Source organism: Weeksella sp. HMSC059D05 (assembly GCF_001809725.1).
Taxonomy (GTDB): Bacteria; Bacteroidota; Bacteroidia; order Flavobacteriales; family Weeksellaceae; genus Weeksella; species Weeksella virosa.
In genome coordinates, this window is sequence record NZ_KV798521.1 from 16,272 (window position 1) to 28,954 (window position 12,683).

At 35.5% G+C, this 12,683-nt stretch carries 11 protein-coding genes; 6 read left to right on the plus strand and 5 right to left on the minus strand.

The annotated features are described in order from the left end of the window. Positions 1-184: 184 nt before the first annotated feature. The gene (locus HMPREF2660_RS01580; RefSeq protein ID WP_013598605.1) at positions 185-1,438 is read left to right on the plus strand and encodes an AI-2E family transporter; all 1,254 of its coding nucleotides are present in this window, start codon (positions 185-187) and stop codon (positions 1,436-1,438) included. Positions 1,439-1,553: 115 nt separating this feature from the next. Here the strand turns inward: HMPREF2660_RS01580 and HMPREF2660_RS01585 are convergent, their stop codons facing one another. From HMPREF2660_RS01585 to HMPREF2660_RS01595, 3 genes are all read right to left on the minus strand, one after another. Beyond that, positions 1,554-2,876, minus strand: a complete 1,323-nt coding sequence (locus tag HMPREF2660_RS01585) for an ABC transporter permease (protein ID WP_070485403.1) — start codon at positions 2,874-2,876, stop codon at positions 1,554-1,556. A gap of 7 nt (positions 2,877-2,883) precedes the next feature. Next, entirely contained in the window at positions 2,884-3,807 is a 924-nt protein-coding gene (locus HMPREF2660_RS01590; RefSeq protein WP_013598607.1) for an ABC transporter ATP-binding protein, read from the minus strand. 65 nt (positions 3,808-3,872) lie between these two features. Then, a complete protein-coding gene (locus tag HMPREF2660_RS01595; RefSeq protein ID WP_013598608.1) occupies positions 3,873-4,193 on the minus strand; it encodes an MGMT family protein in 321 nt (106 codons plus the stop codon). 41 nt (positions 4,194-4,234) lie between these two features. On the opposite strand from HMPREF2660_RS01595, the gene HMPREF2660_RS01600 reads away from it, so the two are divergent. The 4 genes from HMPREF2660_RS01600 (at position 4,235) to argS (ending at position 8,538) form a co-directional block, all read left to right on the plus strand. Beyond that, positions 4,235-4,780, plus strand: a complete 546-nt coding sequence (locus HMPREF2660_RS01600) for a hypothetical protein (protein ID WP_013598609.1) — start codon at positions 4,235-4,237, stop codon at positions 4,778-4,780. Between the two features lie 116 nt (positions 4,781-4,896). Next, complete coding sequence (locus HMPREF2660_RS01605) at positions 4,897-5,742, plus strand: UDP-2,3-diacylglucosamine diphosphatase (protein WP_070485405.1); 846 nt, start codon at positions 4,897-4,899, stop codon at positions 5,740-5,742. Continuing rightward, positions 5,739-6,731, plus strand: coding sequence for a glycosyltransferase family protein (locus HMPREF2660_RS01610; RefSeq protein WP_070485406.1), 993 nt, complete (start codon positions 5,739-5,741; stop codon positions 6,729-6,731). The genes HMPREF2660_RS01605 and HMPREF2660_RS01610 overlap by 4 nt, the downstream gene beginning before the upstream one ends. Positions 6,732-6,765: 34 nt before the next feature. Continuing rightward, a complete protein-coding gene (gene argS / locus HMPREF2660_RS01615; RefSeq protein ID WP_070485408.1) occupies positions 6,766-8,538 on the plus strand; it encodes an arginine--tRNA ligase in 1,773 nt (590 codons plus the stop codon). A gap of 62 nt (positions 8,539-8,600) precedes the next feature. Here the strand turns inward: argS and HMPREF2660_RS01620 are convergent, their stop codons facing one another. Then, a complete protein-coding gene (locus tag HMPREF2660_RS01620; RefSeq protein ID WP_013598613.1) occupies positions 8,601-9,494 on the minus strand; it encodes a polysaccharide deacetylase family protein in 894 nt (297 codons plus the stop codon). Between the two features lie 232 nt (positions 9,495-9,726). Here HMPREF2660_RS01620 and mtgA point away from each other — a divergent pair, with 232 nt between their 5' ends. Then, positions 9,727-10,398, plus strand: a complete 672-nt coding sequence (gene mtgA / locus HMPREF2660_RS01625; RefSeq protein ID WP_013598614.1) for a monofunctional biosynthetic peptidoglycan transglycosylase — start codon at positions 9,727-9,729, stop codon at positions 10,396-10,398. Between the two features lie 39 nt (positions 10,399-10,437). Here the strand turns inward: mtgA and HMPREF2660_RS01630 are convergent, their stop codons facing one another. Continuing rightward, the gene (locus HMPREF2660_RS01630) at positions 10,438-12,666 is read right to left on the minus strand and encodes a T9SS type A sorting domain-containing protein (protein WP_070485410.1); all 2,229 of its coding nucleotides are present in this window, start codon (positions 12,664-12,666) and stop codon (positions 10,438-10,440) included. Between the last annotated feature and the right edge of the window lie 17 nt (positions 12,667-12,683).

Here is a 12,683-nt window from a genome sequence, read left to right on the forward strand (position 1 = left end):
TGCTTTATACGGACTCATGTAGCAAGAGAAATTCATTCTATCATTAGAATCTAGAAGTAGAGGTTTTAGTGTATTTAATGTAAATAAATTTATAAGAAAGATTCCTTTCATCAAAACGACTAATGCTTGGGCGAATGATGACAAAAAAGCTCACAATTAATAAACATAAAAAGTACTACATATAATGGAAAATAAACAATTTCAGTTGAAAGAAAGTGCACGTGCTTCACTTCGTCGACATCGCAACAGGAAACTTCCTTTTGTCGTGAAGCTCGCTTGTGTTTTGGTAAGTTTAGTTACTTTATTTTATATCTCAATTGTCGGTAAATCGATTATTGTGCCTTTGATTATTGGTTTTCTTTTATCAATGGTATTATTACCGATAGCAAATTTCCTCGAAAGAAAGTTGCGCTTTCCTAGAATTGTAAGTTCTTTGCTTTCTCCGATCATGTTTGTTCTTGTAGTTTTGGGAGTTATGTTTTTGTTGGGGACTCAAATTGTACAATTCCAGAATGAGTTGCCCGAACTACAAAAACAATTAATCGATTTGTTTCATAAAACCCAACAATTTATTGCCGAACAATTTAATGTGACGGAACAAGAACAACTAAACTACTTGAAAAAAAATACAGAATCGACTATCAAACATGGCGGTGCTGTAGTTGGTGATGTTGTGTCAACAATGACAACCGTGATCGGCTCTTCTGTTTTTGTATTCTTATATACTTTTTTCTTTCTACTCTATCGTAGCCATCTTACTAAATTTATTGTTTGGTGTTTTCCTCCAAGCGAACAAAAAAAAGTGCGTAATGTAGTTAGCTCTATCCAAAGCATTATCAAACAATACATCGTAGGTTTGGGCATACAGATTACTTTTATTACGGTTGCTTTGTTTACTGCATTTTCTATTATTGGGATAAAATATGCCTTCTTTTTTGCAGCTCTTTGTGGTCTTCTAAACCTAATACCCTATATCGGTATTTTCTCTGCAACAGTTTTGGCTACTTTGGTGACCTTGGCAACAAACGAACCCATCAATGCTTTGTGGGTAGTGATCTCCGTGATTGTTGTCAATTCGATTGATGGCAATATTCTAACACCAAAAGTAATAGGATCAAAAGTTTCTCTAAATTCATTTGTAGTACTTTTCGGTATTATCGTAGCAGAAAGTATTTGGGGGATGGCCGGAATGTTTTTAGCGATTCCGATTTTGGCAATTGCGCGTATTGTTTTCGATGCGGTCGAAGACCTGAAACCTTACGGATTTTTGTTAGGCGAAGAGAATGCACCTACCCCTATGTTCGAGAAATATTATAATTTATATTTCACGAAAACAAAACCAAAAGACGAAGATTTACCACAGAATCTACAGACAGAAGAGCAAAATCATCAAGAATTTGATGAACGAAAAAGTGATGAAACTGATAAAGATTCATAAAATAATAATCAGCAATTCGTTATTTATGGTAGGATTTTTCTCATTCTATCGATATATAAAAGATCCCTTTCAGAAACTGAGAGGGATTTTAACTTTTGATTTATTTTGATTGGATTTAATTTTTATAATTAATCCATTTTATCATTTCTTTTATAGTAGGTTTTTTACCAAACATCAGAATTCCAACTCGATAGATTCTCGCAGCAATAAAAATCATAATCAAGGTAGAAACAATTAAAATTCCTAACGACAGAGCTAATTGCCAAACAGGAACATCGAACGGAATACGAGTCATCATCGAAATCGGTGACGTTAGCGGAAACATCGATAACCAGAAGGCAACAGGACCATCGGGGTTTTGTAGTGTTGTAAAACTTCCGTACAATCCGACCATCATTGGGACCAAAGGTAAAAAAGTAAATTGTTGCGTGTCGGTGTCATTGTCCACAGCCGAACCAATTGCCGCAAATATACTACTGTAAAACAAATAGCCTAAAATGAAAAAACCAATGAATGCAATTATAATAACTGGATAATTTAGGCTTAATAAAGTAGTCGAGATATCGTTTATTTGGTGCATAATATCAGGATTCTCCCCTAAGGTTGCGGATGCTTCTTCGGGTAAATTTTCGGTCATCATACTCATTCTTGCAGCCATAATCGCAGGAAAAATTGTCACCAAAATAAGGGTTATAGCAATCCAAATAGCGAATTGTGTAGTGGCAACCAACGTTGTGCCTATAATTTTTCCCATCATCAGTTCGAAAGGTTTCACAGAAGAAATAATAATTTCGATAACTCTATTTTGCTTTTCTTCAACCACAGAGCGCATCACTCGTACACCGTAAATCATGATAAATGTGAATATTATATAACACAAAAAGGCAGAAAGACCAATTTTTACAGCCAAACCAGAATCTTCTTTACCATCTTTTACATTATAAACATTTAGCTTTATATTCGATTTTGTATTGTAGATAACCTCTGGGTCAACACCTTTGTTTTGTAAAAGCATTTCTTCTGCTTTTTTATCCAAAGTAAGCTTAATTTTCGTACGTTCTTCCATACCCAAATTCCCGTTTGTAAAGAGTTGTGTATGCTTATCAAGCGGAGACAAATCAGTTTTGCTTACCAATGGAATATGAAGAAGAGCGTTGAGGAATTTACTTCCATTTAGGGTGTCTTTTATCGAATTTAGTTCGTTTTTGGTATAAAAAAGATAAGAAGTCGTCGGTGTAGACTTTAGCTCGGTGAAAAATAATCCACTTTCATCAACCACCGCAATATTTTTATGTTCTTCATTGGCCATGCTAAACCAAACTACTGCACCGATTGCCAGAATAATTAGCAAAGGTGATAAAACAGTCATGATAATGAAAGATTTATTTTTTACTTGCGTCAGGAATTCTCGTTGCGCAACGAGTAGAACTTGTTTCATGGTAGATTTAATGATTTGATTGTTGAACAGCCTCTAAGAAAATATCGTTCATAGAAGGTATAATTTCACTGAATTGATGAATTTCACCCACTTTGGCCAACTCCGACAATACATGATTAGGAGAAATACTTTTATCAAACTTCAGGTCGAATGAATGACCAAAAGGAGTCTGAAGTACATTTTCGGTAGAATAGTGTTGTGAGAAATTGGCAAATGCTTCTTCGGCAACATTGCTTAGCATAATCCTATATTTACCTGTTTTGTATTGGTTACGGACTTCCTCAATCGTACCATCCAAAACTTTATTAGAAAGATTAATCAAGGCAACATGATCACACATTTCTTCTACCGACTCCATACGATGTGTAGAGAAAATAACAGTTGTTCCTTTGTCGCGTAATTCTAAAATTTCTTGTGCAATGATGCTTGCATTTACAGGATCGAAACCACTAAAAGGCTCATCGAAAATAAGTAAAGCGGGATTGTGTATTACAGTGATGACAAATTGTACCTTTTGTCCCATACCTTTCGATAATTCACCTAATTTCTTTCCCCACCAAGAAGAAATACCAAGCTTGTCGAACCAATACTGTGTTCTATCGCGCGCTTCTGTATGCGATAAACCTTTTAGTTTTGCAAAATACATGGCTTGCTCACCGACTTTCATGTTTTTATACAAACCTCTTTCTTCGGGCATATAACCCACATGTGCAATACTTTCTTTGTTTAGGGGTTGATTATTGAGGATAATTTTACCTTCATCTGGTGCGGTAATTTGATTGATAATTCTAATAAAAGTCGTTTTTCCTGCTCCATTTGGACCCAAAAGACCATATATAGAACCTTTCGGGATGTTGAGGTCAAACGAATTCAGTGCCGTTTTGTCGGCATAACGCTTGGTTACGTTTTCAGCTTGTAATAAATATTCCATAATAAACTACTGTTCATTGCAAAGTTAGTCATCCCAGTGTAGGAATAGTTACAAATGCGATGAAATTAAGGCCATAAATTTTCTTTGAAGTTGACGATTTGATCGTTTTCGATTATAAAACCTTCATTTTCTAATAATTGCTGCATGAGTTGTGGAGGATGAAAATGCATTTTCCCTGTTAATTGTCCGTTACGGTTAACAACTCGATGAGCAGGAATAGAGCTATCAACATGTGCATGATTGAGAGCGTAGCCAACCATCCTAGCTCCACTTGTAGATCCTAAAATGGCTGCAATACGACCGTAAGTTGAAACTTTTCCTAACGGGATTTTCCTCACAATTTCGTATATTTCTGCAAATGTATTTGTTGGTTTATCTAAACTCATTCTAACTTATTTTTATCGTAAATTTAGTAAAATAGAACAATATGAAACAAAGTCTACATGTGAAATCTATTCGCTCCCGACCAAGACTCAAAGCCTATTCTTATCATAAAAAAGAAGAGGTAGAAGATATTATGAAACAATTACTCGAGAAAAATTCAGATCTCGGAGGATATGTCGGGACATTAGGAAGTGTGGTTCGGGTACGAAAAGAAAAAACCAAATATTGGTCACCGCAACTGAGTTTGAAGCTGGAATATAACGAAGATCGCCCCGATGTGTTAGAATTACGAGGGATTTTTGGGCCACGACCAAGTGTGTGGACATTTTTCATGTTCTTGTACGGTTTTGCGGGGGCTTTGGCACTAACCGTAGGGATTTATGGTGCGGTAGAAATGGCTCTCGGGATTGGCACTGTCTGGATTTGGTCTTTGCCAGTTTCTTTTCTGATTGCATTACTTACCTATGCAGCAGCACGGTATGGGCAACATTTATCGCGTAATCAATTAGAAAGATTGCATCAATTTGTTGATGAAATATATCAGAAAGGAGATTTCTATAATAAATTACCGAAGCCATTATCCAAGTAAAAGAGTTAAAATCAATGTTAATAAATTCTATACACTTTTTCTGAAAACTTCACATTTTAGTAGCTTCTGCACAACTTTCAGGTAACTTCAGTAGCCGATATTTACCTAAAACTACTATGAAAAGAAAAGTTGATTTGGTGATTATCTCTGATGTGCATTTAGGGACGTACGGTTGCAAAGCAAAAGAACTGTTGGCCTACCTGAAAAGCATAAAACCAAAAAAAATAATTCTCAATGGTGATTTTATTGATATTTGGCAGTTTAAGAAAAGTTATTTCCCCGCTACACATTTAGAAATCATCAAACATATCCTCAACCTTTCTCTTAAAGGAACAGAAGTGATTTACATTACAGGAAATCATGACGAGTTTCTTCGCAAATTTCCCAAGGTACAATTTGGTAATATTCAGATTGTAGACAAATTAGTTCTAACGGTAGATTATAAAAAAGTATGGATTTTCCATGGAGATGTTTTCGATTTATCCGTACAGCATTCTAAATGGATTGCAAAATTAGGCGGAATAGGATACGATTATCTAATCCGAATCAATAATCTATCGAACTGGGTGCTAAAACAATTTGGATATGAAAAATACTCTTTCTCTAAAAAAATAAAAAATTCGGTAAAAAAAGCAGTCAAATATATAAATGATTTCGAGCAGACAGCAGCCGAACTCGCCATTGAGAATAATTATGATTATGTAATATGTGGGCATATTCATCAACCACAAATCAAAAAAGTGACAACCAATAAAGGTGAGTGCGTGTATCTGAATTCTGGTGACTGGATAGAAAATCTTACCACTATAGAATTTCATAAAGGATTATGGAAAATTCATCACTACGAGACAGGGCTATTTGAGTATGAAAATCAGGAAGATTGGTTGAAAAATGAGCTCCTCGAGCAAGATGAGCAAATGTTCGAGAATTTGATGGAAAGCATCCAAATAAAAATTAAATGAAAATATTATACGCACTGCAAGCCACAGGAAATGGACATCTGGCACGGGCAAATGTGCTAATTCCTAAGCTACAAGAATTTTTGCCAGTTGATGTTTTGGTGTCGGGTACAAATGCTCAACTAAAAGGTACTTTTGAATATAAGAAATACCAAGGAATTTCTTTGTTTTATTCGGGAAATGGTGGATTGGATTTTATGAAAATAGTACAGAAAAATAGCTTTTCTACCTTTGCTAAAAATATTCGTCGTTGTAAAATCAAAGATTATAGTTTGGTTATCAACGATTTCGAGCCGATTACCGCTTGGGCAAGTAAACTGCAAAACGTACCGACTTTGGCGCTGAGTCACCAATGGGCTGTGAAACATACTAGTTCTCCTAAACCAAAAAAAAATGATTTTTTTGCTCAAATAATTTTAGAAAAATATGCGCCTTCACGAGAAGGAATCGGATTTCACTTCAAATCCTATCACTCATCCATTTATCTTCCATTGTTGCGCGAGCAAATTGTTGCACAAAAATCTTCTTATGATCATTATTATTTGGTGTATTTACCAAGTTATCACCATGATGAGTTGATTTCATTTTTTCAAAGATTTCCTTCGACAAGGTTTGTTATTTTTTCACCGATGACGAAAACCAGCTTTTCCAACTCTCAAATAGAAGTTCGACCTATAGATGGAGACCTTTTTATAGAAAAACTTCTTCATTGCGAAGGAGTTATATGTAACGCAGGTTTCGAGTTGCCTTCGGAGGCTCTATACCTGAAGAAAAAACTATACGTTATTCCGATTGCCAAACAATATGAGCAATTGTGCAATTATACAGCATTAAAAAAAATGGGCGTAGACGGAAATCTACATTTAGACCAAGCTGAGATCGCATCTTGGCTAAAGAAAAATGCAATTACGAATTTTTCATGGGAAGATCAGACCGATAAAGTAATCGGAAAAGTTTTGCAAACGATCTCAAAACTGCCAACTATCCGCTAAGAATGTTGTAATTTTGCATTTTTAGAATTTTATCATGACAAATAATAAACAACACCTAAACCTTCTCTTGCAAAAAGCAATCGAAGAGGTTTATCAATTACAGTTTCCATCGCTAGAAATTCAGTTTACTCGCAAAGAATTCGAAGGAGATTATACCTTGGTTGTTTTTCCATTAATCAAAACCCTTAAGAAAAAACCAGAACAAATAGGACAAGAAATAGGAGAACATCTTTTGGTACAAAAGAAAATTGCGTCGTACAATGTAGTGAAGGGCTTTCTGAACATAGAGTTGCTACCTTCTACTATTGTAAGCTACTTATCCGAAAATGCCCAAAATGTAAGTTACGGTCTACAATTTCCTACCGAAAAATCGAAAACCGTTATGGTAGAATATTCTTCACCCAATACGAATAAACCTTTGCATCTTGGTCATGTGCGTAACAATCTTTTAGGATATTCGGTTGCAGAAATTATTGCAGCAAGTGGAGCAAATATCGTTAAGACCCAAATCATAAACGATCGTGGAATACACATTTGCAAGTCGATGTTGGCTTGGGAAAAATTCGGTAACGGAGAAACCCCCGAATCGTCGAAAATTAAAGGAGATCATTTAGTAGGAAAATATTACGTAGAATTTGATAAACATTACCGCGACGAAATCAAAGAATTGGTTGCAAACGGTATGGAAGAAGAAGAAGCCAAGAAAAAAGCTCCGATTTTTATAGAAGCACAAGAAATGTTGAGAAAATGGGAGGCAAATGATCCCGAAGTTCGTGCATTGTGGGAGAAAATGAATAATTGGGTGTACGATGGTTTTGCAAAAACTTACCAACGTTTAGGTGTTGATTTTGATGAGTACCTTTACGAGAGTGATACTTATATTTTGGGAAAAGATTTGGTGGAGGAAGGATTGAGAAATGGGGTTTTTTATCGGAAACAAGATGGCTCTGTTTGGATAGATCTAACAGAGGATGGTTTGGACGAAAAGTTGGTTTTGCGTGCAGACGGAACCTCTGTGTATATAACGCAAGATTTAGGAACGGCCGTAGAACGCTTTAAACATAGAGAATTAGACGATTTAATTTATGTGGTAGGAAATGAGCAAGATTATCATTTCAAAGTTTTGTTTCTTATACTCCAGAAATTGGGATATTCTTGGGCAGAAACATTACAGCATCTCTCGTACGGGATGGTAGATCTACCAGAAGGAAAAATGAAATCTCGTGAAGGAACTGTGGTCGATGCCGATGATTTGATGCAAGAAATCTATGAAACAGCAAAAGAAATTGCACAAGAATTAGGGAAACTAGAAGGGTATACAGATGCCGAAAAAGAATCTTTATACGAAATAATTGCAATGGGTGCTCTGAAATATTTTATTTTGAAAGTAGACCCGAAAAAAAGAATTTTATTCGATCCGAAAGAAAGTGTAGATTTTAACGGAAATACTGGCCCTTTTGTGCAATATGCCTATGCGAGAATCCAATCTTTGTTGCGAAAAGAATCACCAAAAGATATGGATTGGTCTACGATAAAGTTGCAAGGAATCGAAAAAGAATTGATTCGTCTACTGAGTGATTTTGGCGAGACAATACAAAAAGCAGCCGAAGAATTGAGTCCGGCAATCATTGCTAACTATACATACGATTTGGTAAAACTCTATAATTCATTCTACCAAAATACACCTATCTTGAAAACCGAAAACGAAACCGAAAAACACTTCCGTCTAATGCTTTCCCTTTGGGTGGGAAATACGATAGCTTCTGGGCTGAAGTTGTTAGGGATTCAAGTACCAGAGAGAATGTAACCTAAAAACAATAAAAAAACCTCCACATTTTGGAGGTTTTTTTGTTACTGTTTTTTCTTAGTTTACATTAATTTTTTACTGGATTGTTGTACAGGATAATTAGAAATAACATCCAACACAAGTTTATCGTTTCCTTTGATTAGCCTAATCAGTTCACGTAATTTTTCTGAATTTTCTACAGAAGAGAACATGTTATCGTGCATCAATAAAATTAAGTGATTTTTCTCGAATGTATAATTTTTCTCTAATCGATGCATAATGCCTTTATAAATACTTTGTGGTGAGTCTATTGAATTTCCTTTTTTGGGACGCTCCCACTCATAATCCCAACCGTATATTGCATATTGTTTGCTGGCTATATAATCGGCCACTTGTGCAGAAGCTTTGTCGAAATCGTTATGTTTGCGTTTACCCACTCGCCAAATATTTCTTCCCGGAAAACGAACAATTCTATTGGGAAAAAGAATCGAATCGTTGTTGCGCTCAATGTCCTTCAAAACATTATCTGCATTGCTGTAGAATTGTGAATATTTGTTGCGAGCATGTGTATAGGTATGGTTGGCTAACTCGATGTTTTTGTTGTCTTTATAATCTTTTACATAAGATTTTAGTTTTGGTGTAAAAGCATTAAAACCTACCAAAAAAACAGTAGCTTTTATATTTTCTTCCGAGACAATTTTGTTTATTTTTTCGCTCCCTTCTTGTGGTCCATCGTCGAATGTAAGGTAGACGAATTTTTTATCGTCTATACTATCCTGTATTCTTTTCTGCTGAGCTATCGAGTCTTGCTTTTTTGCAACTGCAATGCTATCTATCACAAGGGAGTCTCGTAATGGAATAGAGGGCTTGGTGGTTTCGTGCACTGCATGATAGTTTTGGTTTACTGGCTGTTCTTTTTTACAAGAAGAAAAAGCCAAAATAAAAACAAAAGACAGAAAGAATGTTTTGTTAGGCATTATTATGGTTATGAGATTTTTATTAAAAATGAGATTTGGTTAAGCGATGCAAAAATAAGAATTTTGAAAGGATTAACCAATCAAGAAAATTTATTTTATACTAATTTTTGTACATAATTAACGTTTGGTTTTACAACTTTTTTATAGGGAATTCTGAGATACTTTTCGTTTAAAAAATTTCTAGTAGAGATGGAAAACTTTTATACATTTGGAAAGTATTAAAACACACTCCATGCTCAAATTAGTAAAAAAAATTATCCTCTATTTATTTATCGGGCAATTATTTTATATCGTTGTACTGAAGTGGATTAACCCACCAATAACCCTTACACAAATAACCGAAATGGTCAATCAAAAAAAAATCAAGAGATCGTACGTCTCTTATGATAAAATGGGTAGGAATATAAAATTGGCAGTAATTGCATCCGAGGATCAGAAATTCCCTACGCATAACGGTTTTGATTTTGATGAAATTCAACGTGCATACGAAGATAATCAATCGGGTAAAAGATTTCGTGGTGGGTCGACAATTTCTCAACAAGTCGCTAAAAATGTCTTTTTGTGGCAAGGAAGAACTTGGGTGAGAAAAGGTCTAGAAGTGTATTTCACCTTCATGATCGAAAAGATTTGGGGTAAAGAACGCATCCTAGAAATGTATCTAAATACTTCTGAAATGGGGATTGGTGTCTTTGGTATTGAAGCTGCTGCAGATTATTATTATCAAAAATCGGCCATCGACCTTAGTAGAGAAGAGGCTGCAAGAATTGCGGCTGCTTTACCAAATCCGAGAAAATACAATGTGAATCCTCCTTCTGCTTTTATTAATAGAAGAGCTAATCAGATTATGCGACAAATGAGAAATATACAAGGTTCTGCTGGTCTTAATGAAATTTTGGATAAATGAAAAAAACTCCCATTTTGGGAGTTTTTTTATGATTGAGTTTTATTTTACCAAAACTTTCTTGCTGATTTGCTCACCTTTATCATTCTTTAGTTGGATAGTGTAATTACCTTTTCCGAAACCTTTCATCGAAAGTTGAGTTTCTGTTTCACCTTTTCCAGATAATAATAATTGTCCTGCCGAAGAATAAATTTTATATTCATATTCTCCGAAATTTTGTGGCGTAGAAATGGTTAGATTATCTTTGGTTGGGTTCGGATAAATGGATACTTTTTGTATATTATTTGTGTTGATACCTAATTTTTTACGGATTTTGAAAACTGTTGATTCTGAGGATGAGAAATTACCTCCTTCTGCCAAAATAGTTCCATTTTCGGTGGTTAGTTTATAGAAACCTTGTCCATATGCACAGCAAATTCCATCACCTCCAGAATCGGTAATCTCGAATGTGTAACAATCGTCTTTTGGTAAATTAATGTCGATTGTATAGACTTGGTTGTTTGAGTAATTGCTGCCAGATTGTACGACCGCGTTTTTAGAATCATACACTTTCCATTTTGTTTCATCTCCAAAATAATCGGTTCTTAGAGTTAGCGTTACTTTATCAACTTCATGAGATTCTAATATATGAAAAACTTTGGTACGTTCATTGTTTTTTAAGTTTTCATCTTTGTCATAAATGATCTTAGCTTTCAACTCATGATTTCCGCTTACCAATTCTTTTTCGGGTAAATTAATAGTAATTCTACTTTTAGGTTCTAAACTTCCGTTCCAGGTTATTGTTTTTTCTTCTTCTTGATTGTATTGATAAACTAGTGTAAAGTTTTCTGCTTTTTCTAAACCTGCATTTCGAACATCAATCGTTGGATTCACAGTTTCTTCACAACTGCTAGCAATGTTTATCGAAGCAATTCCGAGGTCGAAGTTTTTCTCTTGTGCTTTGTAAACTTCTAATGTCGTAGCGTTTGTGTTATTAGGGTCTAGCCAATCTTTCAATCGAGAAGTAGGAGTGCCACCGCCTTCCCATGAAACATCAAAACGTCCATAGTTATCATTCTTGGTGTTTGGATTTGTTCCTGCGCACGCAGATTCTCCTCCATACAATTGTCCTACCAATAAACCATCCTGGTTGAATAATGCTGAGCCAGAAGAACCTCCTTCGGTAACGCCTAAATCCCATTTCGGGATTTCCCAGTTTTTTACACCATATCGGTTGCTTATGGTCGGTGAACTATAGTATTGAGAAATTTTCATGATATCTCCCGCTGGGTGATGTAAACCGGTTACCTCGGTCGGAGGCGTTCCTGTCCGATCCCATCCGGCCCAACTTAGTTCCCATTCTTCTGGTATTTCATTTCTTAATTTTAGTAAAGCAAAATCGGTATTAGCACTTCGGGCAACAATCTCTGCTCCACTCATACTATAAACTCGAGGTCCATCTCCACTAGGTGCTGTTGTCCCACAATCTGGATTTTCACTTATCCATTTAAAACGAAATGTCCAATTGGGCGTTCTGCTATTTATGCAGTGATCGGCAGTAAGAAAATAAGGAGTACCATCCTCGGCCGTATTATTTATTAGAGTTCCGCTACACCATGCAGAAGAACCACTTAAAATTAGTGCTACAGCTTGTTTTTGATCATCCCAATTATCGCCTGCTGCACAATTAGCATCTATATTACAATCTCCAGAAGAATTGAGATCTTTGGTATAATCCTTTATGTTTTTTACAGATCGATAACCATGGACAGCTTTGCTAATTCTGAAGGTTGATTGACCAATTTCTGTAAAAGGCTCATAAAATTCTATCGTTATTTTATCGCCATCAATCAGCCAAGAGCCTACTTCTCTGGTGTCGTTATTTTCTTTGGCACCATAATACCCCAAAAACTGACCAGCTTCGTTATGCATATACAACTTGGCATTGGGTGAAAGTTGATATTGATCGAAAACAAAATTTAGGGTTTGTGCATCTTTCGACTCGATCACTATCTGCCAAAGTCTATCACCGTTCGGTAGAGTTGTCCAAAGACCATCTCGTGTAGGCTGAATATCAACAGGAAACTCTTTACCAAAACGGAATGGTTTGGTAGGGAGCTTATCATTTATGGCATCTTCTTTCTGTAACAAATTCATATCAAAAGCTGGTAATTTGTACGTTGGAATAGAAGACTTTTGATGCATTTTTTGGCTATAAATTGTGCCCACATCTGTTACTTGACTCCAAGCAATACCTCCTATCAAAAGGAAAGGTAATAAAATTCTTTTCATGGGATAATAGTTTTTTA